This is a genomic window from Myroides odoratimimus, from assembly GCF_030326305.1.
Taxonomy (GTDB): Bacteria; Bacteroidota; Bacteroidia; order Flavobacteriales; family Flavobacteriaceae; genus Flavobacterium; species Flavobacterium odoratimimum_A.
This window is the reverse complement of sequence record NZ_JACAKB010000022.1, coordinates 1-24,337: the sequence shown is the minus strand read 5'-3', so window position 1 is coordinate 24,337 and position 24,337 is coordinate 1. Positions and strand designations below refer to the sequence as shown.

Annotated in this window: 25 protein-coding genes and 4 tRNA genes; 11 read left to right on the top strand and 18 right to left on the bottom strand. The window is 32.3% G+C overall.

The annotated features are described in order from the left end of the window. Window positions 1-93 precede the first annotated feature (93 nt). Both HX049_RS13910 and HX049_RS13905 read right to left on the bottom strand, forming a co-directional pair. Window positions 94-972 carry a diacylglycerol/lipid kinase family protein gene (locus tag HX049_RS13910; protein WP_286416567.1) on the bottom strand — a complete coding sequence of 293 codons (879 nt, stop codon included), beginning with the start codon at window positions 970-972 and terminating at the stop codon, window positions 94-96. A gap of 346 nt (window positions 973-1,318) precedes the next feature. Next, window positions 1,319-1,627 carry a rhodanese-like domain-containing protein gene (locus HX049_RS13905; protein ID WP_006261228.1) on the bottom strand — a complete coding sequence of 103 codons (309 nt, stop codon included), beginning with the start codon at window positions 1,625-1,627 and terminating at the stop codon, window positions 1,319-1,321. A gap of 123 nt (window positions 1,628-1,750) precedes the next feature. Here HX049_RS13905 and HX049_RS13900 point away from each other — a divergent pair, with 123 nt between their 5' ends. From HX049_RS13900 to HX049_RS13890, 3 genes are all read left to right on the top strand, one after another. Further along, on the top strand, window positions 1,751-2,413 hold the full coding sequence (locus HX049_RS13900) for a thiamine diphosphokinase (protein ID WP_286416565.1): 663 nt from the start codon (window positions 1,751-1,753) through the stop codon (window positions 2,411-2,413). Window positions 2,414-2,505: 92 nt separating this feature from the next. Then, window positions 2,506-3,321: a helix-turn-helix domain-containing protein gene (locus tag HX049_RS13895; protein ID WP_286416563.1), complete on the top strand. Its 816-nt coding sequence runs from the start codon at window positions 2,506-2,508 to the stop codon at window positions 3,319-3,321. An 83-nt stretch (window positions 3,322-3,404) separates the two neighbouring features. After that, on the top strand, window positions 3,405-4,424 hold the full coding sequence (locus HX049_RS13890) for a threonine aldolase family protein (RefSeq protein ID WP_286416562.1): 1,020 nt from the start codon (window positions 3,405-3,407) through the stop codon (window positions 4,422-4,424). A 32-nt stretch (window positions 4,425-4,456) separates the two neighbouring features. On the opposite strand, the gene HX049_RS13885 is transcribed toward HX049_RS13890, so the two are convergent. Further along, window positions 4,457-5,749: a hypothetical protein gene (locus HX049_RS13885; RefSeq protein ID WP_286416561.1), complete on the bottom strand. Its 1,293-nt coding sequence runs from the start codon at window positions 5,747-5,749 to the stop codon at window positions 4,457-4,459. A gap of 233 nt (window positions 5,750-5,982) precedes the next feature. Between HX049_RS13885 and HX049_RS13880 the strand changes: the two genes are divergently transcribed. After that, entirely contained in the window at window positions 5,983-6,327 is a 345-nt protein-coding gene (locus HX049_RS13880; RefSeq protein ID WP_286416559.1) for an LpxL/LpxP family acyltransferase, read from the top strand. A 44-nt stretch (window positions 6,328-6,371) separates the two neighbouring features. On the opposite strand, the gene HX049_RS13875 is transcribed toward HX049_RS13880, so the two are convergent. From HX049_RS13875 to pncA, 3 genes are all read right to left on the bottom strand, one after another. Beyond that, the gene (locus tag HX049_RS13875) at window positions 6,372-6,953 is read right to left on the bottom strand and encodes an outer membrane beta-barrel protein (protein WP_286416558.1); all 582 of its coding nucleotides are present in this window, start codon (window positions 6,951-6,953) and stop codon (window positions 6,372-6,374) included. Between the two features lie 89 nt (window positions 6,954-7,042). Next, window positions 7,043-7,585 carry a hypothetical protein gene (locus tag HX049_RS13870; RefSeq protein ID WP_286416557.1) on the bottom strand — a complete coding sequence of 181 codons (543 nt, stop codon included), beginning with the start codon at window positions 7,583-7,585 and terminating at the stop codon, window positions 7,043-7,045. 4 nt (window positions 7,586-7,589) lie between these two features. Further along, complete coding sequence (pncA, locus tag HX049_RS13865) at window positions 7,590-8,201, bottom strand: bifunctional nicotinamidase/pyrazinamidase (RefSeq protein ID WP_286416556.1); 612 nt, start codon at window positions 8,199-8,201, stop codon at window positions 7,590-7,592. A gap of 188 nt (window positions 8,202-8,389) precedes the next feature. Between pncA and HX049_RS13860 the strand changes: the two genes are divergently transcribed. After that, a complete protein-coding gene (locus HX049_RS13860; RefSeq protein WP_286416554.1) occupies window positions 8,390-9,565 on the top strand; it encodes an aspartyl protease family protein in 1,176 nt (391 codons plus the stop codon). A 45-nt stretch (window positions 9,566-9,610) separates the two neighbouring features. Here HX049_RS13860 and HX049_RS13855 read toward each other — a convergent pair. The 7 genes from HX049_RS13855 to HX049_RS13825 form a co-directional block, all read right to left on the bottom strand. Continuing rightward, window positions 9,611-9,684: transfer RNA gene (locus tag HX049_RS13855), tRNA-His, on the bottom strand. 24 nt (window positions 9,685-9,708) lie between these two features. After that, a tRNA-His gene (locus HX049_RS13850) sits at window positions 9,709-9,782 on the bottom strand. A gap of 25 nt (window positions 9,783-9,807) precedes the next feature. Next, window positions 9,808-9,881 (bottom strand) — tRNA-His (locus HX049_RS13845). Between the two features lie 26 nt (window positions 9,882-9,907). Beyond that, a tRNA-His gene (locus HX049_RS13840) sits at window positions 9,908-9,981 on the bottom strand. Window positions 9,982-10,060: 79 nt separating this feature from the next. After that, window positions 10,061-10,777: a bacillithiol biosynthesis deacetylase BshB1 gene (gene bshB1 / locus HX049_RS13835; protein WP_041891790.1), complete on the bottom strand. Its 717-nt coding sequence runs from the start codon at window positions 10,775-10,777 to the stop codon at window positions 10,061-10,063. A 34-nt stretch (window positions 10,778-10,811) separates the two neighbouring features. Continuing rightward, complete coding sequence (locus HX049_RS13830; RefSeq protein ID WP_286416551.1) at window positions 10,812-11,870, bottom strand: chorismate-binding protein; 1,059 nt, start codon at window positions 11,868-11,870, stop codon at window positions 10,812-10,814. Window positions 11,871-11,899: 29 nt separating this feature from the next. Continuing rightward, window positions 11,900-12,322 (bottom strand): PaaI family thioesterase, encoded by a 423-nt coding sequence (locus HX049_RS13825; protein WP_286416611.1) that lies wholly within the window; start codon window positions 12,320-12,322, stop codon window positions 11,900-11,902. A gap of 345 nt (window positions 12,323-12,667) precedes the next feature. Here HX049_RS13825 and HX049_RS13820 point away from each other — a divergent pair, with 345 nt between their 5' ends. Genes HX049_RS13820 through HX049_RS13810 form a run of 3 tightly spaced genes read left to right on the top strand, consistent with a single transcriptional unit; the run spans window position 12,668 to window position 15,737 of the window. Continuing rightward, a complete protein-coding gene (locus HX049_RS13820; protein ID WP_286416549.1) occupies window positions 12,668-13,237 on the top strand; it encodes an L-threonylcarbamoyladenylate synthase in 570 nt (189 codons plus the stop codon). Between the two features lie 20 nt (window positions 13,238-13,257). After that, window positions 13,258-14,691: a CCA tRNA nucleotidyltransferase gene (locus HX049_RS13815; RefSeq protein WP_041891803.1), complete on the top strand. Its 1,434-nt coding sequence runs from the start codon at window positions 13,258-13,260 to the stop codon at window positions 14,689-14,691. 8 nt (window positions 14,692-14,699) lie between these two features. Beyond that, a complete protein-coding gene (locus HX049_RS13810; RefSeq protein ID WP_286416547.1) occupies window positions 14,700-15,737 on the top strand; it encodes a COX15/CtaA family protein in 1,038 nt (345 codons plus the stop codon). Window positions 15,738-15,816: 79 nt separating this feature from the next. Here the strand turns inward: HX049_RS13810 and HX049_RS13805 are convergent, their stop codons facing one another. After that, on the bottom strand, window positions 15,817-16,659 hold the full coding sequence (locus tag HX049_RS13805) for an alpha/beta hydrolase family protein (RefSeq protein ID WP_286416545.1): 843 nt from the start codon (window positions 16,657-16,659) through the stop codon (window positions 15,817-15,819). 113 nt (window positions 16,660-16,772) lie between these two features. On the opposite strand from HX049_RS13805, the gene HX049_RS13800 reads away from it, so the two are divergent. Further along, entirely contained in the window at window positions 16,773-17,414 is a 642-nt protein-coding gene (locus HX049_RS13800; RefSeq protein ID WP_286416543.1) for a hypothetical protein, read from the top strand. Between the two features lie 140 nt (window positions 17,415-17,554). On the opposite strand, the gene mazG is transcribed toward HX049_RS13800, so the two are convergent. From mazG to def, 3 genes are all read right to left on the bottom strand, one after another. Further along, entirely contained in the window at window positions 17,555-18,325 is a 771-nt protein-coding gene (gene mazG, locus HX049_RS13795; RefSeq protein WP_286416542.1) for a nucleoside triphosphate pyrophosphohydrolase, read from the bottom strand. A 78-nt stretch (window positions 18,326-18,403) separates the two neighbouring features. Then, window positions 18,404-18,823 carry a DUF5606 family protein gene (locus HX049_RS13790; RefSeq protein ID WP_041891819.1) on the bottom strand — a complete coding sequence of 140 codons (420 nt, stop codon included), beginning with the start codon at window positions 18,821-18,823 and terminating at the stop codon, window positions 18,404-18,406. A 63-nt stretch (window positions 18,824-18,886) separates the two neighbouring features. After that, window positions 18,887-19,474, bottom strand: coding sequence for a peptide deformylase (def, locus tag HX049_RS13785; RefSeq protein WP_006258863.1), 588 nt, complete (start codon window positions 19,472-19,474; stop codon window positions 18,887-18,889). Between the two features lie 145 nt (window positions 19,475-19,619). Between def and HX049_RS13780 the strand changes: the two genes are divergently transcribed. Further along, complete coding sequence (locus HX049_RS13780) at window positions 19,620-21,893, top strand: FUSC family protein (protein ID WP_286416540.1); 2,274 nt, start codon at window positions 19,620-19,622, stop codon at window positions 21,891-21,893. Window positions 21,894-21,951: 58 nt separating this feature from the next. Here HX049_RS13780 and HX049_RS13775 read toward each other — a convergent pair whose 3' ends face one another. Beyond that, a complete protein-coding gene (locus HX049_RS13775; protein WP_286416538.1) occupies window positions 21,952-22,797 on the bottom strand; it encodes a hypothetical protein in 846 nt (281 codons plus the stop codon). Window positions 22,798-22,932: 135 nt separating this feature from the next. Here HX049_RS13775 and HX049_RS13770 point away from each other — a divergent pair, with 135 nt between their 5' ends. Next, on the top strand, window positions 22,933-23,505 hold the full coding sequence (locus HX049_RS13770) for a hypothetical protein (protein WP_286416535.1): 573 nt from the start codon (window positions 22,933-22,935) through the stop codon (window positions 23,503-23,505). Window positions 23,506-24,337 lie beyond the last annotated feature (832 nt).

Genomic DNA, 24,337 nt, shown 5'->3' with positions numbered 1-24,337 from the left:
GTTTTTATATATCTTACAAAGTTACACTTTTTATATAATTTAGTCTAAAAAGAGAACTTTAAAGTTTCTTAATTTTATCAATAATAATCACTACTAGCACAATACTCTTAGTCCTCCTTTAATAACTCTAATCTCAAACTGATTAGTATCATACTCATAATATTCTCCATCCATCTGAAAACCATTTCTTTCTTGTCCTATGATCTCTACTGTAATATGATCAGACTGAACATAATCTGTCTTTCTAAACTTCTCTGTTTTCTTTAAGATCACATAGAGCCCAAAAGTTAATTGCTTTAATAAATTGATTTTTGGCACCATTAAATAATCTAATAGCCCATCTGTCAGACTTGCTTTTGGAGTCAGAGACATATTATATCCCATCTCATTAGAGTTAGAGATAAATAATAGTAGCGGATTTACTTCTTTGGTTTGCCCTTTATAAGTAACGAGCATTCGCTTAGCTTTATACTGTTGTGCAGAGTTTAATGCTGCTTTGATATAAGCACCTAATTTGCGCTTGCCTGATTTTTCATAGTTATCTATAATAGTAGCATCTATACCGAATCCCATATTACTAAAGAAATATTCTCCATTAATACTACCGACATCCATATTCATTACTTTTCCATCGCGTACACGTATTATCGCCTGCTCTATATCTTTAGGAATAGATAGATTAGAAGCCAATCCATTACCTGAGCCTACAGGTACTACTCCAAATACAACATCTTTGCCCACTACTTGTGTAGCTACTTCATGAATGGTTCCATCCCCTCCACAAGCTACGATAATATCTGCACCTGCTGATAGTGCTTGCAGTGTTAATTCAATAGCATGTCTTTTATAAGTAGAATATAGTACGTGTATATCAAATGCTTTTTCATCAAAGAATGTTTTAATATAATCAGCAGTAATATTGTGCTTTCCTTTTCCAGAAATTGGATTAACGATAAAAAAGATTTTTTTCATAATAAGATTTGAATATATCATAGCTCGTACAGTATGTACGCTATGTGAATACAAATATACAAAGCTATTCTAATTATGATATGGCATAATACTTATGATATCCTTAAAATTTAGGTTACAGTATCTTTTTATAGGCATACTATACATCATAAGTATAGCGTCTCGCTTGCTGATTTTAGGGGATTGCTTGCGGTTTTCTTGCCCAGAGCACCTCTTTCCTGAATGAATGTGCAAGAATACCCCTGACATAGTGCAAGTATATTCATCCATAAATAGAATAGAGATAAGGTAAAATAACCGTATAGATACAAAAAAGCCAACTCTAATGAATTGGCTTTAATATACTTTATTTAATAGGACCTTCCCATTCCGTAATACCTCCTAAAAGGTTATGTGTCTCTTCGAAACCTAAAGACTCCATTACATGACATGCTTGGCTACTTCTTCCTCCTGATTTACAATAGATATAGTAAGCTTTAGTTTTGTCTAGGTTAGCTATTTCATCTAAAAAACCTTGTCCTTTATAGATATCTATATTGATAGAACCTGGGATAGCCTTCTCTTCTACTTCTTCTTCTGTACGTACGTCTAGTATAATAGCATTAGAATCAGCTTGTGCTTTTTCCCACCATTGTTCTTGTGATAAATTTGTCATTGTTTGTTCTTTTAGTAATTGGGTCAAATATAAAGTTATTCTATTTCAAATGAAATTTTTTTAAAATAAATTGAGTCTATATCCTACATTATACCTTAATTTGCCTTATCAAAACTCACTAATATGTCTTCACATCACATTGTCAGAGATGACCAAGAACCTGCTTTAATCATTGCTAATGGTGCTGCCTGTAGCCAAGAACTTATGGGACAATTACTTGAATGGTCTCCCCTAGTTGTTGTACTAGACTCAGCTATCGAGAGAGTAATTGATTTAGGTGTAAAAGTAGATGTGTTACTTGGTGATTTTGATAGGGACTTCGATGCAGATGCGTATAGAGAAAAACAGTACCCTATAGAGATTGTACATATAGCTGATCAGAACTCAACTGACTTAGAAAAGGCATTTGACTATCTTATAAAACGTGGTATACCTGCTGCCAATGTAATCTGGGCTACTGGTAAACGAGCAGATCACACCATTACAAATATTACGAATATCTGTAAATATAAAGATAGACTGAAGATAACAATGTATGATGATTACTCGCGTATATATCCACTCCCTAATCACTTCAAAAAGTGGTACGAAAAGGATACAATTATCTCACTTATCCCAGTAGGTGAAGTAAGTAATATTACAACAACGAATCTCCTCTACCCTCTTCAAAACGAATCTCTCGTACTAGGTGAGCGCACAGGAAGTAGCAATACAGTAGCTGAAGATGGACTAGTTACAATAGATTATTTAAAAGGGAATCTTTTGATGATGGAATGTCATGATTAGTGATACTTAATTACTTTTCTTTTATATGTCTATCGTATATTTGGGGTTTAAGAAGTATTATTATCTTTGTTTAAGATCTTAAGTAGATAAATATGGACTATTTAAAAGAAGGAGAACACTTCGGAGAAAAGAAACAACAACTCGTTGTGAAAGATGTTATTCTAAGCAAGGCAATTGCCTCTCCTACTGATCATATTCCATGGCATTATCACAAACATGCTTATTTCTTATACAATATAAATGGCTATTTAAATGAGGTAACTAAAAAAGGTACTTTAGAACTACTGCCTAATACACTCTTATACCATCATAGTCAAGAACCTCATTACAATAAAGATATCCAGAAAGAGTTTGATTTCTTACATGTAGAATTACCTTCAGCTTGGTTTTTAAAATACGATTTGTCTCCTAGCCTTATAGAAGGAGACTTACTCTTAAAAGATCCTAGTCTACAAACGCTATTTCATAAAATACATGTCGAATCTCAATTAGCTGATCAGGCTACTAATCTTGCTATAGATGGCTTATTATTACAGACTTTTGGTCAGATTACACGTCTTCAAGCTCAGGATATACATAGTCATAAACCGCTATGGGTAAATAAATTGATAGAACTAGTCAATGAAGAGCGTTGGGAAGTATTAAGCTTAAATTATCTCGCTACCGAATTACAATTGCACCCTGTTTATTTATCGAGGAAGTTTCCTGTGTATTTTAAAATGAGTTTTGGAGAATACGTAAGAGAGCAAAAACTAAAGAAAGCAATCGATTTATTGTTATACCACCCTATTAGTCAAGCTGAAATAGCTTATCAATGTGGCTTCTCAGATGAGAGTCATTTTATACGCATCTTTAAATTAAAATATGGAGTAACTCCTGCTGTGTTTAAAAATCAACACAGAGGTTAAGTCTATTCTATTAGGTTTAGAACATTCTATTTTTTATATTTATTTCTACTGTATTTTTGTGTGTCAATTAATACGAAGTGATTATGTACAGTTTTAAAAATGATTATGCAGAAGGCATGCATCCTAATATACTAAATAGAATAATAGAGACTAATCTAATCCAACAAGCAGGATATGGTGATGATGAATATACTCTAAGAGCAAAAGAATTAATCCAAGCTAAAATACAGAACCCTCAAGCACAGATCTACTTCGTGTCTGGAGGAACTCAAGCGAACTTATTAGTTATTTCTTCTATCCTACGTATACACCAAGCAGTTATAGCGCCTCAAACAGGGCATATCTTTGCGAATGAGACAGGAGCCATAGAAGCTACAGGACATAAAGTAATCGCAGTAGTGACTACTAATGGTAAGCTAACGGCTCAAGATATAGAACGTACAGTAGGTGAATATGGATTAAGACCTCATGTGGTAGAACCTAAGATGGTATATATTTCTAACTCTACAGAGCTGGGAACTATCTATACTAAGGAAGAACTAACTACCATCTCTTCTATTTGTAAGCAATTAGGGTTATATCTTTTTATAGATGGAGCTAGATTAGGACACGCATTGACAGCTGATAATAATGACCTCACACTAAAGGACATAGCAGATTTAACAGATGTGTTTTATATAGGAGCAACTAAAAATGGCGGGGTATTAGGTGAGGCTATTGTGTTTAATAATACTGAATTAGCCACTTACTTTGATTATAATTTAAAACAGAAAGGTGCTTTACTAGCCAAGGGAAGATTATTAGGATTACAATTTGAAACTTTATTTACAGATAATCTATATTTTGACTTAGCCAGTCATGCCAATAGAATGGCTACCAAACTAACAGAAGCATTTAAAGCAAAAGGATATCATTTCTTAGGAGATTCTACTACGAATCAGCTATTCCCTATTCTTCCTTTAACATTGATAGAAGAGTTAAATAAAGATTATGATTTCTATATATGGAAAGCAATAGATCAAGAATATGCTGCTATTAGACTAATCACTTCATGGGCTACAGATGAAGAGATGGTCAATCAATTTATAGAGAAGATAAAATAAGAAAAAGCTCCTATAAAGGAGCTTTTTATGTATTATTCTTTCACTAATTGATAGTTTAAATTCTCTTTATTCTGTTCTACTTTATAGCTTTCGGTTAATTCTAATACCCATCCATCTCCGAATACTTTATTTTCCTCTACCTTAGTAGGGTTAGTTATAGATAGTCGATCCCAATTAGGACTCATCAGAGCTCCTTTTTCTACAGTAAGAATACCCCATTTATCACTTATTCTCATAGTTGGATACACTGTTCCCTTATCTTCTAATGCTACAAGATTAGAGGGATTAAAAGAAATATTCATCTTTTCAAATTTGATTTCAAAATGAGGATTTTCTACGAATTGAGCTTTATACGCCGCTATTATCTTTTTAACCTTATTCTCTCTTTCTACTTCTTGTTCTATAATGAGAGTTCCATTATATTTAATTTTTAAGTGATTAACAGTGCTTTCTAAATTGTTGGGAATTTGGATATTCCAAGCCTTAATAAAGTAATCAGTAAGATTAATAGTTGTATTAATCTTCTTATTCCACTCCTTATCTTGTTGTGAAAGCAGATAGCCATATACAGGAGTAGTATGATAAGCGAATGATCTTATATAGGTAGAATTTTTAAAGAAATCATCTATCCCTTTTGAGACATAGTCTACTGTTTCTTTTTTTGTACGATTACTAACTATTAATCCTGTAAACTCTGCAATTCCTTCGTTTAACTCCAAAAGATTTTCTGTAGTACTTGCTTCACTATAAATGTTCTGTCTATATTTTCTAAACGAAAGAGCAGCTGTAAGATGCTGGTTTATTTCTTTTATCGAATTAGCCTGAATAGCTTGTTTTAAAGCCTCTAATTCTAAGCGGAGATATACTCTCCCCTCTTTTTGATCTAAATGGTTGTTATCTGTGTTATTTAATTTAAAACCTAATGTTGGTTGAACACGATGAAAAGACTCATGCCCTAATAGGTTAATTCTATTTTGTACATTATCAGATAGGGGTAACATAATCATAGCCCATCGCTTGCCTTCCCATTCAATAGCTGTATTAGCTATATTAATATTTTTATGTAAGGTACCAATATATACTCCTCCTTCAGGTTTTAATTTATTTTCTTTATCCTCCTCATTAGCATAAATAGTTCTTGTCTCAGAATCTATTAATAGTATGGGGCCATATAAATCAATATCCCATAGAGATTTGTGCTGTTCTGCTGCATGCTTAAATTCATCAAAACAAACATTCGCTTGCTCTAACATACGCTGTTCATTCTGACTAAAGATACTTTGGGTAAGTAAAAAAAGAGAGAGAGCGATTAGTTTTCGTTTCATATTTCTAGTTAAAGGTGTTTAGAAACGAATATATTAAAATATCTGGTTTACTAAGAATTATTTATATAATCGAGTAGGAGGCTGAAGATTATTTCTTCAGCCGACCTCTCACACCACCTGACATACGGATCCGTACCAAGGCGGTTCTTAATTTACGATACAAATCAACTAAATAGATTAGCTTATCGTACCTCCATGAGGTTGTTTTCAGTTATCCAAATAAAAGTCTGCTATTGCTTGATAGCTCTCGGGTTCCGCCCTATCAATTCTCAAGTCAATTTCCAGGGAAGAATAAAGGTATAGAAGTCCAATTTCTAAATCAAAAAACTCATGTGTACACTGGTGCAGAACAAATAGCTAGAAAGCTTAATGCCTATGTAATCTATCGTGAAATGACACCTTTTGGCAATAAAAAATGGCAACTATCTATAAGTACCATTTGTCAAGAAGCTAGAGAAACGAAAGAAGGTTTTATCTCCATTCACTTTACTGAAGAATTAGAAGCAAGTATTCTAAAAGATCCATCATTATGGTTATGGTCTCATAAACGATGGAAGAATAGATACAAAAAAGCCTGAGCATTGCTCAGGCTTTCTTTATTCATTTTAATCACTTTAAATGATTAGTTTTTTCCTAAGAAAATTTGGAATCCTAAAGATAATCCCAATCCATTATGTGCAGAAGCACTTGCTTGATTAGATTTACTGTAGTTATATCCTACAATAGCTTCTAAAGCTACGTTACGAGTTACAAAATGAGAGTACCCTGCATTTATATTAAATGCAAAAGAAGTATCACTTTTATTACCTGCTTCAGCACCAGAAAGACCTAAAGCTCCTTGTCCAAAGAATCTACCTGTAGCACTAGCTCCTTCAGGGAAATAATAACGAGCAAATGGCATTACTTTATAATTCCATATGTTGTCACCACCTTTAACTGTTTGAAGACCAGCACCAATCTCAAGACCTATTGCAAAACCATCTGAGATAAAGTATCCTGCTCTTGGAGTAACATTAATATTAAAGCTTTCTTCCTCGAAGCTATATCCTGTTGATCCTAAAGCACCACCTACTATCCAGTTACCTTTTTTAATAGGAGTATCTCCTACTTTAGCAGATAATTTAGGAGTTTCAACATTTACCTGTGCAGTAGTAGTTAATAATCCACCAACTAATAATGCTGCCAATAAAGTAATCTTTTTCATAATTTTTACTGTTTAATTTGTAATCCTTTTACTAGACTAATTAGTATTTGTTTTAATAAAAGCTAAATTAATAAATTTAAACGTATTTATTAATGTTTTTTTAATAATTCTTGTTTTAGTTTAAGAAATTCAATATTTGAACTCATTAAACCATTTATTAAGAACGTTCTAGCTTCTTCAATTTCAATAAAGTCTAGATACTTATACCATCCATCTGTTTCTAGTATTTCTTTGACTTTAGTAATTCTTTTCGCAGTCTCAGAAGCACTTCTCAACACATGGTTTGTATCATTAAGACAACCTTTATGTTTAAAAGTCACATATTTTTTTTCTAAATCTAGAATTATAGCATACAAAGGTTCTTGTTCATTGTTAGGAAAGAAGCTATCCCAAGTAGCATAAGCAAGTGTGTATACACTATTCTTATATTCGTCTGATGCGATCTTCCAACGACAGTTAGCTGCTCTACCCCAGTGATTTGCATATCTTGCCACACCTTTCTCATCGTAATAATACATACTGCCTGTTTTACTTTTATAGTCAGGTTTTCTCCCTTCAATAAATGACATTGGTATTTCTTGCCATTCGCAATAAGTATGTTTAAAAAAATTGAATCTACTGTATTTCTTCATTGTTTTAATTAAGCGCTAGTTGATTATTTAGGATCGTAATTCCTAAGGATTCCATTTCTTTTATTGCTTGAGATAAACCGTCTTCAGTGATAGGTTTAGTAGCAAAATTAAGAAAGAATGTTTTGATACCTGCTTCTTGTGCGTCTTTGGCGCTAAAATAAACGCAAAACTCAGCAGCTAATCCACATACGTATAACTCTGTTACTTGCTTATCTTTTAAGAAACCTAAAAGACCTGTGCTATATTGGTGATCATTGTCATAAAAGCCACTGTATGAATCGACTTCTACATTCATTCCTTTTCTAAAAATAGCAGCTACTTTAGCAGTATCCCATTCAGCAGTAAACTCAGCTCCTTTCGTTCCTTGTACACAGTGATCTGGCCAAAGTACCTGTGGTATTTCGTTTAGATTGATTAAATCAAATAAATCATTGTCTGGATGTTGGCTAGCAAAGCTCTTATGGTTACTTGGATGCCAGTCTTGAGTCGCTATGATTAAATCAAATTGCTTTTGGATTGTATTAATAACAGGGATAATCTTATCACCATCTACTACAGCTAAGCTACCCCCTGGCAAAAAATCATATTGTAAGTCTACTACTAATAATGCTTTCATATCGAGATTTATAAATATATGTGTTCTAGAACAAAAATACTAAAAGAGTAGCATTAGAGATAGAGATTATGCATATTACTTAGTCTTCCTTTCTATTAGTAAAAAGTATACTAAACAGATATATTTCTTTTATTTAATATCTTTATATTTATAATCAAATAAAATTAACTCTAAACACATAATAAAACATGTTTTTTAATAATAAAACAAACATAACAACTGTATTAGTCTTATTATTTTCTTTTAGCTTATTTGCACAAAAAGGAATTTTTAAAAATGGAATTATAACCCCTAGTACTTATAATGAAACTTTAAATTACACTCTAAAAGAGGACCATATCTATGTGGATGTAATTATTGAAGATAAGATATATAAATTCATTGTAGATACTGGTGCACCAACATCAATTACTTTTAATGTAAAAGGAGATTTTAAATTTATATATGAAGACGAACTACATGATGCTTCTAACAATGTATCTAAAGTTAAGTATGTAAGTATTCCAAGCATTAAAATCGGAAACTTAGAATATAAAAACTTTACTGCTGTTCAAAGTGATATGGATGCATTTAAATCATTAGGTGTAGATGGTCTGATAGGCGGCAATATGATAAGTAAAAGTTGTTGGGATTTTGACCTTGAAAACAATAGGATAACACTCTCTAATACTTTAGATAAAAAAGAAATAAGCTCATTTAACAAAGTTAAAGTAAAAAAAGAGGTTACAGGTACTCCTACCCTAACAATGGCTTATTTTAATGGTCTAAAAGAAAAGAATATTTTCTTTGATACAGGTTATAATGATTTCTTTTACCTAAGTGAAGATATGTTTAATACCTTGAATGATAAAAAAGGAGATTATAAAGCACTTACTGGTGAGGGGGTGATTAGTTATAGTGCTTTTGGTCCAAGTATAGGTAAAACATACATTGCTCCTTTAGAGATGAAAATAGGTAATTATGAAATCCCTGTATTTATCACTGCTGTAGATGTAGATGATACTAGTAACTTAGGATCTAAATGGCTCCAATATTATCGCACCATCTTATATAAGAATCACTTTTACTTTAAACCTTACAATAAAAGCTTTTCTCTAACTTATGAGCATATAGGGATTAAAACTAAGCTAAAGAATAATGAACTAGTTATTTCTTTTGTTTGGGACAATCCAGCTATTAGAAAGAATAATCTAAAAATAGATGATAAAATATTATCAGTAAATGATAGAGAGATAAGCGCTATGTCTAAAGAGGAACTTAAAGAAGTACAATGCAATGCATTTAAGGCAGATAAAGTAAAAATAGAAGTGAATACAAAAGGTAATTTTATTGAATTAAATAAAGAAACAATCTTGAGTATTTAAAAACTAAAAAAGGCATTCAATTACTTGAATGCCTTTTTTTTTTAGGGTAACTAATGGGTTTCGAACCCACGACCTTCGGAACCACAATCCGACGCTCTAACCAGCTGAGCTATAGCTACCATTTAACAATGTAAAGTACTTAGGGTGACTAATGGGTCTCGAACCCACGACCTTCGGAACCACAATCCGACGCTCTAACCAACTGAGCTATAGTCACCATTTAATGATATATAAGTACTTAGGGTAACTAATGGGGTTCGAACCCACGACCTCCGGAACCACAATCCGGCGCTCTAACCAACTGAGCTATAGTTACCATGTTAAACTGTATTAAAATACTAGGGTAACTAATGGGTTTCGAACCCACGACCTTCGGAACCACAATCCGACGCTCTAACCAGCTGAGCTATAGCTACCATGTTTCTGTTTAACGAGTGCAAATTTAGCGATTATTCTATACTTCGCAAGCTTTTTCGCTTATTTTTTACACTAAATTTATATCAAATCTTCTAAAGTATTGACTGCTAAATACCTTTCAACTGTAAAACCTTCAGCAAAATCTTTATTTATTAGTCTTCCTAGGTCCTGCGCACGATAAGTTATGCTATCTAAGAAGTTTTTTGACGTGATTGGAGTACTCGGTTCTTTAGAATTTTGATCAAAGAATTGCGTACTATATGCCATTACAGAATCAACTTTCTGATCCATGAAGCCAGTTACATCTACAACAAAGTCTGGCTCTATGTTTTTCCATTGAATATAATGATACACAACCTTAGGTCTCCATGCCTCTTGTTCTTCTCCGTCTAAGCTAGTTTCAATCTTTCTCAATCCTGAAAGGAAACAAGCATCAGATACTAGTTTGCTCCCTTTACCATGATCGATATGTCTATCGTCAATAGCATTACACAATACTATCTCTGGACGATACTTACGAATCATTTTAATGATCTCTAATTGATGCTTTTCATCATTGATAAAGAATCCATCTCTAAACTTTAAATTCTCTCTTGCAGACACTCCTAATATAGCAGCAGCATTAGTGGCTTCTACTTTTCTAATCTCTGCAGAACCTCTAGTTCCTAATTCTCCTTGAGTAAGATCAATAATTCCTACTTTTTTCCCTAGAGAAACTTCTTTTGCTATAGTTGCTCCACATCCTAATTCCACATCGTCTGGATGAGCTCCAAACGCTAATATATCTAATTTCATTTGTTGTCTTTTATTATTCTATAATTTGAAATTTTTACATGAATACTTGCTTCATGGTAGAAGACTTATTGACTGTTTCTATAAATTCACTTGAAGGATCACTATCTATAGTTACTCCACAACCAATATATAGATTAACACTATCCTCTTCTATATTCATACAACGCAAATTTACAAATAGATTCGTTTCATCTGTATTTTCTTGTTCTACATTACAATTTAATTCTCCTAAATAACCAGCATAATACGCTCTATAATATCCTTCTTCTCTAACCAAAAAGTTGCGTGCAATATCCTTGGGCATCCCACAAACAGCAGGAGTAGGATGAAGTGCTTCAACTATTGGTTTAAGACTATCATCATTTAATATAGCTGTAATATCTGTACAAATATGCATCACTTTAGCCGCACGTTTAGAGTAAGGTTCCGAAGTTGAAATATTTTGTACGAAAGGCTTTAAAGTTTCTGTAATAAAATTAGTTACAAACAATTGTTCTTCCTGCTCCTTAATCCCCCACTCTACTACTTCTTGTCCATGATTTACTTGTGTACCTGCTAGAGCCATTGTTTTTAAAGTATTGTCCTTTATAGATAATAGTGTTTCTGGCGTTGCTCCCATCCACAGTCCTATTTCTGGATGATATACTAAAGAACAGAATGCAGTTGGATAAGTATTACACAATTTATTGAATAACTGCCCTAAATCTTCTACTTGATAAGGAACATTTTCCTTTCGAGATGGAACTACTTTTCCGAATTGTTTATCTTTAATAGCATTTACACAACGTTTTACAAGGTCTTCAAAGTCTTCTTTAGCTTTCTTATCATCATAATTAAGTACAACTTCAGGAAGGTCAAAAGCAATATCTTGTTGTGCTTCTTTTATAATAGCAGACTCTGCTAATGGAATATAGAATCGTGTTCCTTCAGCAAAAGGCGCAAACACAAAACCTTGTTCTTCAAATGTTTCTACCTTATGAAGAGCATACGTTTTTTGAAATAACCCTACTATTGTTTTAGAATTTGGTTTACGATAGATAGCAAAAGGCTTTTGATCAGCGTACTGCTTTGCTAAGCATTTAAATAAATACATTTATTTTCTCTGTTATTTTAAACTCTAAATTATTTATCGATAACGATATTTGTAATCTTACAGATAGATACCAATACATCATTCTCATCTGTTATTCTTATTTCCCATAAGTGCAGTGTGCGTCCTCTGTGTAATAATCTGGCTGTACCGACTACATAGCCAGAACGCTTACTCTTAACGTGATTAGCAGAAATCTCAATCCCTCTTATCTCTTGCTTACTAGGATCGATTAACATTAAAGAAGCTCCGCTACCTAGACTTTCTGCTAAGGCTACAGAGGCCCCTCCATGTAAGAGTCCCATAGGTTGGTGTACCCTTGGATTAACAGGCATTTTTGCTACTAAGAAGTCTGGTCCTGCATCTATATATTCTATTTCTAATGTTTCCATCAGTGTATTCTTACATACTTTAGCATACATAGCCAATAACTCTTCTTTATTAAAGTCTTTCATATTCTTTTTGCTCATTGTTTGTTAGAAGTTTAAAACATAGGTCAAGCGATAGTTTAACTAGAAGAATTGAGTTTAAAAAATCGCTGTTTAAATATACTCCTCCAAAATTATAGATTAATAACTAAAACTATTGAAATAATAACTCTAATCCCAATTATTTATCATATGAGGTTCATCTAGTGGGATTAAAATTAAAAGAAAATAACTCTTGATTTCTTAAAAATATTATAATTGTTTTGAATTTGGCTTAGTCAGCATTTTTAATGACTTCTATCAGTTAGTTCTATCCTATTTTTTTAGTAATTTTACCTCCTTGATTATAACGATACTATTTACAACAAAATAATGGAAGATATCCAACAAGAAGTTTTCAATGCATACGAAGTCATCAAAAATGGCGGAATTATACTATACCCTACTGATACTGTATGGGGAATAGGATGTGATGCAAATAACCCTGAAGCTATCAAAAAAATATATGCACTTAAGAAACGTGCAGAATCAAAAAGTATGATTGTCTTAGTAAATGAGAGAATATTCCACAGAGTATTCAATTCTCCACCAGCTGTGACATGGGATATCTTAGACTGCAGTGAGAAACCTACTACTTTAATCTTAGACAACCCTAAGTATGTAGCTAAAGAAGTAGTGTCAGCTGATAACTCTCTAGGAGTTCGTATTGTAGAAGAACCTTTTTGCTTTAGATTAATTGAAAAAATGAAATCACCTTTGGTTTCTACTTCAGCTAATATTAGTGGAGAACCTTCTCCTGCTAACTTTAGCGAAATTAGTAAAGAGATTATCGAGGGAGTTGATTATGTAGTTAACCTACGTCAAAAGGATACAAATCCTGCAAAACCTTCTACAATTATTAAATTAAAAGATAATAGCCTAGTTACTATCATTAGAAAATAGTATCTCCTATTGAATATATTATGACTGAAACCCCAATATATAAAGAAGCCATTACACATCCTATATTTGACTATATCTCTAAAGCAGCAGAAAGTTTAAATGTAGATAGCTATGTAATTGGTGGATTTGTAAGAGATTTTTTATTAAAAAGAGATTCTAAAAAAGATATTGATATCGTTGCTGTAGGTAGTGGTATCGAATTAGCTTTAAAAGTATCTGAATTACTTCCTAACAAACCTAAAGTACAAGTTTTTAAAAACTACGGGACAGCCATGTTGCGTTATGATGACATTGATATTGAGTTTGTTGGAGCAAGAAAAGAGTCATATCACTTCGACAGTAGAAAGCCTGTTGTAGAAGATGGCACATTAGAAGATGACCAGAATAGACGTGACTTTACTATCAATGCCTTAGCAATATCTCTTAAGAAAGAAACTTATGGAGAGTTAGTAGACCCTTTTAATGGGGTTGCTGATTTAGCTAATAAAATTATTCGTACTCCTCTAGATCCAGATATTACGTATTCTGATGATCCATTGCGTATGATGAGAGCCATTCGCTTTGCAACTCAACTAGATTTTATGATAGAACAAAATTCTCTTGATTCTATCACTGCTAATCACAAGAGATTAGAGATTATCTCTGGAGAGCGTATCGTAGATGAGCTAAATAAGATATTAATGTCTAAAAAGCCTTCTAAAGGGTTCTTATTGCTTTATAAAACAGGTTTACTTGATTTAATTTTACCTGAGCTTACTGCTCTTAACCAAGTAGAAGAAATAGAAGGACATACACATAAAAATAACTTTTATCACTCTCTAGAAGTAGTAGATAATATCTGCCCTAATACAGATGACTTATGGCTTAGATGGTCTGCCTTACTTCACGATATTGGAAAAGCTCCTACTAAACGCTTTTCTAAAAAACAGGGATGGACATTCCATGGACATGAATTCCTTGGTGGTAAAATGGTAAAAAAGATCTTTATGAGATTACATATGCCATTAAACCAGAAGATGAAATTCGTACAGAAAATGGTTATCATGAGTTCAAGACCTATTGTTCTTGCTCAAAAAGAAGTAACTGACTCAGCTGTAAGAAGATTAGTATTCGATGCAGGAGAAAATGTAGAAGATTTAATGATTCTATGTGAAGCTGATATTACTACTAAAAACCCTTCTAAGTTTAAGAAATATCACAACAACTTTAAAATAGTTAGAGATAAAATAGTTGAAGTAGAAGAACGCGATCACGTACGTAACTTTCAACCTCCTATTACTGGAGAAGAGATTATGGCGATTTATGACCTTAAACCATGTCGAGAAATCGGTATGATTAAAGAAGCTATCAAAGAAGCTATTTTAGAAGGTGTTATTCCTAATGAATACGATGCGGCTTTTGAATTCATGAAAGCTAAAGCGTCTAAAATGGGACTTGAAATTGTAAATAAATAATAAAAATAATGAGAAACTATTTTTTGCCATTAGCTAAAGTATCTCTTATACTAGTTTACCTAGTAATCTTTGCAGGTGCAGCAGTAAGAATGACAGGCTCAGGAATGGGATGTCCAGATTGGCCAAAGTGTTTTGGATATTACATCCCTCCTACTGAAGAACAAACTATCACGTGGGAACCGAATAGAGAATACGAAAAAGGACAAATGATCATACATGATCAAAGTCTGTGGAGAGCAAAAGAAACTTTTACAACCACAGATACCTATAATGAAAGTCATTGGGATAAATATACTCGTCATGATTATGCTGAGTTTAATGCTAAACACACCTGGACAGAATATGTAAATAGACTTTGTGGCGCATTAGCAGGATTAGCTTGTCTAGCAATGGCTATAGCTTCATTTTCTTTCTGGAGAGACCGCAAAGGTTTAGTATTAGCGTCTTGGTTAGTTGTATTCTTAATGGGATTCCAAGCTTGGTTAGGTGCTACTGTAGTATACTCAGTACTAAACCCTATCAAGATTACAGTACACATGGTAATGGCTTTAGTTATTGTTGCTATTATTATCGGAATCATTAAAAGTGCTAAAAAAGAAACTGAAATTAAAAAGTACAACGGTACATTTAGAAGTTTATTAGTAGTCTCTCTTATTTTCACACTTGCACAAGTAGTCTTAGGAACACAAGTACGTGAATTTATTGACGAACAGGTACAAGCAGGTATAGGGAATGAATATTTATGGTTAAATAATCCTACTGTAGAATTCTATATCCACCGTAGTTTCTCTTTCATAGTAATGTTTTTGAATATGTATCTGTTTTATATTAACAGAAGATCTAATTTAGGTTTCGATAAGATGAAATGGGTAATGGTACTATTAATTCTAGAGATATTCACTGGTATTATGATGTATTATGTTCATTTCCCATTTGGGACTCAAGCGGCTCATTTAGTATTAGCGTCTATCCTTTTTGGAGTTCAATTCCAATTAATTTTAGAAGCAAGAAGATGCTATCACTGTGGAAAAAGTAATCTAGACTAAAATATATAGTCATATCATAAAAAGGGAGAGGTAAAATGATATCATTTTACCTCTCCCTTTTTTTATTTAAAATCGATAACTATTTCGTTGAATGAATAAATTGACTTGTAACTTTAGCGACATGCTCTAAATGCTTAGGCAATGTTTGTTCTGTATAAGGATGTCTAGAGCCAAATACGTGATCTGCATCGTCTACTACATCCAAAAGAGAATTAGATATCCATTGATGTAGTAATTGAGCTTCTTTTAACGGTACAGCAGGATCATTAGTCCCTTGTACTATTAAAGTAGGTTTCTTTAAATTTTGAGCAGCTTTCTGTACATTTAAGACTGTTTCATTTTGTTCATAATCTTCCCAAAAAGTAAAGTAGTGTGGCATTTGCTGTTTTGTTCTACCGTTTTCACTATAAAAGACTCCTTTTACTTTCCATTCTTCAAATCGATCTCCTTTAGGAAATCTCTTTCTGTAATCAGATACTCCTGCCCAGGTAATAATCCCTTTTACATCTGCGTTATAATAACCTTGTAAAATAACAGTTCCTCCTCCTCTACTATGTCCTATTAGATAAATATTCTCTTTATCTACTTCTGGCTTTGTTTTATAGTATTCTATCACACTTGTCAGATCGCGTTGCTCTTGAGAGTAAGTATTGTCCCCAAAAGCTTCTAAATCATCAAATTCAGAAGGCTTATCTATGGTTGTGCCATTTAATGAGAAATTAAATTTAACCACATAACATCCTGTCTCTGCAATATAATCCATGGCTTTATTCCATGCCCCCCAATCTTTAAACCCCTTATATCCGTGACAGAAAATTACCAATGGTAATGAACTATCTAATCTAGGATAGCTACTGTCTGAAAGAAAAGGACGGACAGTTCCTTCTATTAATACTTCTTCTTTTATTAAGTCTTTAGTCATATCTTTTTTTGTTTTTTAACACTCGTAATACTAACTTTAAAAAAAGTTTAAATTTTAAAGACTTAAATTCGTCTTTAAACTTAAAAACATTTTATTACCTAAAATCTATTATTATGAATGCATTTAAAAAGTTAATTATTCCAACTAAAACATTACTAGTTCCTGTCTTAGCTACTGTGCTATTCTTTTCTAGTAGTACAATAAACGCACAAGAGAAAGAGGGTTTAAATATTAAGAGTACTACAATAGAATACCATATCAGCAAGAATACTAAAGATAGTGAATTAGATGAGATTAAAAAAGAAGTTAACAACGAAAAGATAGCAAACCTTACATTCTCAAATATAAAGAGGAATGTTAAAGGAGAACTTATTTCTCTTAAAACAAGCTTTAAAGACCAAAGAGGATCTTCTCAACAAAAGTCGGAGTATAACTCTAATGGAATAGCGGATTTCACAGTTAAAATACATCAAAACGAATCAGGTGAACGTTATTTAGAGTTAGGTAATCGAACTAACCCTATGCTAAATACTGCAAATGATCCACATGCAGAAAGAGCATTATATTCTGAGCAAGCAAATGATGAGTTTGAAGAGTTCTTTGCTCAAGATTTTATGCAATTGATGAAAGGTATGCAAGAAGACATGAAAGCTCAACAAGAGATGTTCTTTAATTTATTGCGCGAGCATGAAGAAGCAAAAACAATTCAAAAATCTGATTCGAAAGAAACTAACAAAGAACAGATTAGCAAATAATCACTTACAGCTTCGATAAAGAAGCTTTACGCTGATAAAAACAGAAGTCCTTATGTACATTACGGTATAAGGACTTCTGTTTTTATCTTAACTCATTATATACTAAACAAATTTTGAATAGAAAGATGACTGTAGACTCATTATTCTTTTGCTTTATTCCAATATTGATCTAGTTCTTGAAGGGTTACATCTTCAAATCCTCCTTTTTCTTGATTAACTAATTCCTCAACAACATTAAAACGAGAAATAAATTTACTATTAGACCTAGCTAAAGCTTTTTCTGGATCGATTCCCTTATGACGAGCATAATTAACTAGTGTAAATAAGATATCTCCAAACTCCTCCTCCATTAAGTCTTGATTGTCTGCCTTTACTTCTACTTTAAATTCTTCTATCTCCTCCTCTACTTTGTTCCAAACATCACTAGCATCATCCCAATCAAATCCTACTCCACTTGCTTTTTGTTGGATTCTATAAGCTTTGATTAATGCTGGTAATGCCTTAGGTACACCTGATAACACTGTTCTATTACCTTCTTTTAATTTTAGCTTTTCCCAATTAGCGAGTACTTCTTTCTCTGATTCTGCCTTTGTGTCTCCATAAATATGTGGGTGTCTAAAGATTAGTTTTTCAGAAATACTATCGGCTATATCTTTAATATCAAACAACGATTGTTCACTACCTATCTTTGCATAAAAGATAATATGCATCAATAAATCACCTAACTCTTTCTTCATTTCATTAGTATCTTCTTCAGTAATAGCATCTACTAACTCATAAACCTCTTCTACTGTAAGGTTTTTTAAACTCTCGAAAGTTTGTTTTTTATCCCAAGGGCATTTTACTCTCAGTTCATCTAATATTGTCAATAAGCGATCTACAGCTTGCAATTGTTCTTCTCTTGTATGCATAATTCTACCTTTTTAGCTAAAAATAAAAAAAAGCCCGCTTATTACAAAGCGGGCTTGATACATATAATTTATATTAAATTATTTTGCTTCAGTTTCTGCAGCAGCTTGAGTAAAAGCTTCAGCAATTAATCCTCTTCTTTGAAGGATATTGTACCAGTTTAATACTTTCTTGATATCAGAAACGTATACTCTTTCTTCATCAAATTCTGGTAATACTTCTCTGAAGTATGCTACTAATGTAGGATTATCTTCTTTATGAGAAATAGCTTCACCATTGTTTTCTTTTGTAGCAATGTTTCTGAAAACTTCAAATAACTTTACTTCTTCATTGTAAGTATAGATAGAAATTTCTGATAGTAAACTAACGTTGTTTCTTAATCCTACTGTACTTTTTTTCCCATCAGCCAATGATTCAGCGATAAATCCTGTACGAGTTTGTACTAGTAACTCATATAAACCTGGTTTTCCCGAAATAGCTAAAACTTTTTCTAAACTCATTTTTGTCTAAATTTTACTTTAAGAGTCGCAAATATCTTAAATTGTTATTAATAATCAAGTTATTTATCTACCTTTTTTCTTAGTTAATTTCATTTTATAATCTGTAAATATTTTTCCTTCAAGGATATTATTTAACTTTTTAGAAATTAACTTCTTTTTTAAGATAGATATTTTATCTGTAAATAGCACACCTTCAATGTGATCATACTCGTGTTGGATAACACGTGCAGCAAGACCATCAAATTCTTCTACATGTTTAACGAAGTTTTCGTCAAAATACTCTATTTGTATCTTAGATTTTCTTTTAACTGGTTCGTGAACATCTGGAATACTCAAACATCCTTCATTAAAAGACCACTCTTCTCCTTCTTCTTTTAAAATTTTAGCATTTATAAATGTTCTTTTAAAAGTAGTTAAAAAAGCTATTTCTTCTTCTGTATTCCCGTCCATTTCTGCAAAAGGAGCTGTATCTACAACGAATAATCTAATAGGTAATCCTACCTGAGGTGCTGCCAATCCTACTCCATGTGCTCCGTACATTGTGTCGTACATATTAGCTATTAGCTCTTGTAAGTTTGGATAGTCTTTAGTGATATCCTCTCCTACTTTACGTAAAACAGCATCACCGTATCCAACTATTGATAATATCATGTCTTCTTATTTTATTCTAAAGGTGCAAAAATACTCAAAAATAAATGAATAAATAATACTACAAATTATTTTTGATGTCTTATTTGTATTATATTGCTTGATAAAAAGTACTATTCTCTAATTAAAGCCAAAGATTAAGTAACCTATGCTAGGAAAAGCTAGAAAATTCACAGATAATACGCATCTTGCAGATTCGTTAAAAATCACTATATCAGCTGTTGTACCTTTTTTACTACTAATGCCTTATGAGGCTTTTGATTGGGCTTTTGCCGCAGCTATTGGTGCTATGTTGACTGCTCCTGTTGATATTCCTAGTAATAAAAAAGACAAAATAATAGGGCTATTAGTTGGTGCATTTACTGTGCCTGCGGTCACCTTTACTCTATCCATCACTGATGGTAACTGGTATTTCTACCCGATATTTGTCTTTATATTCTTCTCTTTAAGCATGATATCTGTATATGGTCATCGTGCAAATATGCTTTCATTTACAGGACTATTAGCGGCTAGTTTAGGGTTAGCACATAGTTATGAAGGGCATGCCTTATTTATGCACTGTTTAATGCTTCTATTAGGAGGATTACTTTACTTATTGGTATCTGTTACTTTTAATCTACTTAGACCAAAGCGATATGCCGTATTACAGACATCTGAGTGTATGGAGCTTACAGCAGATTATCTAAAACACAGAGGGCAGCTGTGGGATAAGAATGCAAATGTAGAAAAGATCACAGAAGAACAATTAAATATACAAGTAAGCCTAAATGAAGTTCATGAGAATCTAAGAGAATATTTAGTTAGAAATAAAGCTAATACGGGTAACTCTTCGAATAACCGTAGATTATTAGTAGCTTTTTCTACTCTAGTAGAAATACTTGAAGTAGCAGTATCTACTTCTTTTGAACACAGTAAATTACATGATTTATTTAGCAAAAGACCTGACATCATAGAACGTTATCAGAGGTTAGCTTATCACTTTGCCGAGACAATTGACGATATTGCTTACTCTATAAACCTGGGAAGTAAATACAAATCTAAATATGACCTATCTAAAGAATTAGCTGAGATTCAAGCAATGCTTAACGATTTTGTTAAGAATGGAGAATCTACCAATATGGTAGAAGCTGTAGTTATGTTCTCAAACGTTATTCACTATGCTGAGAATCAGGTAAACAAAATTCATGATTTAGAAAAATCACTTACAGAAAAAGCATTTAGTGCAGATGTAGAAGAACGTTTTAAAGATCTAGAGAAGTTTTTAACCCCTGTACATTATCGATTAGAAACTCTAAAAGAGAACTTAAACTTTACTTCTACCATATTTAGACATGCTCTAAGACTTACCTTGACCATATTAGCTGGGCTTATCGTTAGTAAAATATCAGGTGTTTTAAACGGGTATTGGATATTACTAACTATCGTTGTTATTATGCGTCCTGGTTTTGGATTGACTAAGCAGCGATCTTTTGAACGCGTTATCGGTACTGTTATTGGAGGTTTAGTAGCTATAGGATTGTTATATATTATTCCTAGTGCCACAGTTATTGCATATATTACAGTACTGACCATGATTATAGGCTATTGGTTCTCTCATACAGATTATAAAGTTGGAGTAACTTTTATCACGATGTATGTAGTGTTGATATACGGATTACTTACACCTGATTTTATGGATGTAATGATCTACAGAGTTATTGATACAATTATAGGAGCATTATTAGCCTTTGGTGCGAATTATCTTTTATGGCCTTCATGGGAATTCTTAAATCTAAACACACATCTTAAAAAGTCTATAGAAGCGAATAAAGAATATGTAAAGGAAATTACGCTTTACTACAACGAAAAAGGAGAAGTAACTCTGCCTTATAAGTTAGCTAGAAAATATGCTTTTATTGAGATAGGAAACCTTATGGCTTCTTTTCAACGTATGATCCAAGAGCCTAAATCTAAACAGAAATATAGAACAGAACTCTACGAATTAGCTGTGTTAAATCACACCTTCCTTTCGACAGCTGCCTCTATAGGAATATATGTACAGTCCCATACAACTACCAAAGCTTCTGAAGCATTTAATGTAGTTATGGATTACACAATAGGTAATTTAAAGCAAACTATCGCTCTATTAGAAGACCATAATAACAATGAAATAACGATCATAGAACGTAGTGAGAACTTTAACCTAAGTATGTCATACCTAAAAGGCATCCGTGAGTATGAATTAAAAAAGACTTACTCTGATGACAAGCAAATACAGAGTCTGATGGAAGAATCTGTTTTAGTTATTGAGCAACTGATGTGGTTATCCTCACTTTCAGAAAAGATATTCAAAATTACTGCAAGTATAGCTGCATTAAAAAAACAAGAAGAACTAGAGGATTCTTCAATGCTAAGTTCATTAAGAAAAAAGATTATACCATAAAGTAAAGGGGGGGATGTACATAACATCCCCCCCCTTTACTTATTATTAGTATGTAGTTCTACTCTTCACTACTATCTACATAATTTTTCATCTCTATATTATAGTCAAGATTATTTAGTCTATTAAGGATAGTACTACTTTTCTTATCGATAAGCCTTCCTCCATCTTCGATAGTTAACTCTTTTAAATTTAGAAGCTTCTCAAATGGTTTTAATGATTCAATATCTCCCATAGCTGATAAATAAACAGTCTTTAACGTACTTATCTCTGCAATAGACGTTATCACATTATTTATCTTTTTGCAAGCACTCAACTCTATATCTTCTAACTGTGTAAGTGTACTTAACCAATTAACATCTATCAACGTAGGTATGTTTACTAAATAAAGTGCTTTTAAGGCACTTAAGTTAGCTAAACTACTCCATGTACACTCTTTACTTTTTTCTATTAATAAAGATTCTATTACAGCGTTTAAGGGAAAAACAAAACCTTCCTTATCAAAGTTTTCTATAAAGACTGTTCTTAGAGTAGGATGTATAAACAAATTCTCAAATAGCCTAGAATAGGATGTAAACAATTCTTCCAATGCTGTAAATTTCAACCAATCTAATGGTTCTGTCCCCTTATACTGACAACCTTTAATCTCTAAACGCTTTAAGTTTACAAACTGATATAACCAGTTCTTATCAATACTTATATTTTTTAAATGAAGAATATGTATCTTTTTAAACAAAGGAGCAAAGGATTCATCTAATAATATTTCTAAGCCACTTTCCTGTCCTGATATAATTAAATTAGTTATTCGTTCTTCTTGACTAAAGATTAAGAGAGATTGAGCAGAATCCCCTTTTTCTACTATAATGAATTTTTCTTTACGTCCAGGAGTTGTTGTACCTATATACATCTTTATTATACTCTTTATATTATTTCAAAGATAATACTATTCTCATTTCATAAATATCCCCATTTACAGCGAATATTCTTACAGTATATATAGCTTACCTTTGCCTCACAAACGATCATAAAACAGAAATTAAAGATGAAAAAAATCGGTCTTAGCTTATTACTATTCATAACAGTACAAATAAGCAGCTGGGCACAAGAAGGAACTGTTCAAGTAGAAGTGAAACAAAATGGTAATATCGTTCCTATGCAGGATGGAGTTGTTACACTTAAAAGTAATGAATTTGTATTCGAAGTTACTTCAAATAACGTAGATGGTTTTCTAATAGGAGCTACCTTTGATAACGATATCTATCGCTCTGCTATAGGTGAAGCTGATTTAGAAGTAGAATGGTTTAACAGTACTGCTATCGCAGATGAAGCCTTTAATCCTAATAAAGAACTGATTATTTCGGATGAAGTACCAACCTATTGGTATTACACAAATACTAAAGACCATCGATTTGATAAAAATCCAAAAGGAAATGCAGAACACTGGGTTGGAAATAGAACAATAAAAGTACTTAATAATTTGTCTAGCTATGAGACAATTCCCCTAACGAAATTTAACGATTCTGTATACGTGTATTTTTATTCCCCTATTTACGATGAGGACTATAATCTAACAGAAGTTATTATTCTATATACAGCAGAATTAAGATTTAATTAAAAAAAGAAAATCGCTTATTACTTAAAAAGCCAATGATAGAAGACTATTATTGGCTTTTTTTAGTTTAATATCGTAGGTATACACCTGATTATTAATATTATATTCTTACGAACTTATTCTACACATTTTTAAAAATATAGGTAAGACACCTTTATACTTTTAAATTATTACAGATGATACTCCTCCTACACCCTCTTTTTCTCCTATCTATTTTTTTACTACCTTTGCCTACAGTAAAGGCATTTGACTCAATGCCTATTATTGAGAATATTCTTCTATTCAAAGTCTGGTACATCTCACCAAAAAGAAAGCATAAATCACAGCTTTCAAAATCCAAAATTTAAAATTTTAACAAGCTTTTTAACACTATAAATTCACTATGAATCGAGTATTCATGCGGTCTCAGTTACGTTTTGTTCGGAAGGTGTTCGCCCCCCCCTTTTCCAAACACCTTGCAAAGAACTTTCGAACAACGCTAAAGCAACCTCCCTCAAAGCCTTGCGATCACTGACTTTATCGCGTGTTTCAAATCACTAAAAACATCACTATGTTAATATTTTTAACAACTGTGATTTATCCTGTTTTTAAAATTTATAGTGGTTAAAATATTCTCAGATTAGGATATTAACAGAATCTATGATTTATTAGATATACTTTTTTAAATCCAATAGACTACTTCTATTTATCTTTAATTTTACTTCTATGTTTTTGGCTAAACTCTATTAAAGATTCTAATTATTCCTACTGAAGAATCATATGTTCTTGTGATGGATCGCACCAATTGGAAGTTTGGCAAACAAGACATAAACATCTTAATGCTAGGTATTAGTTA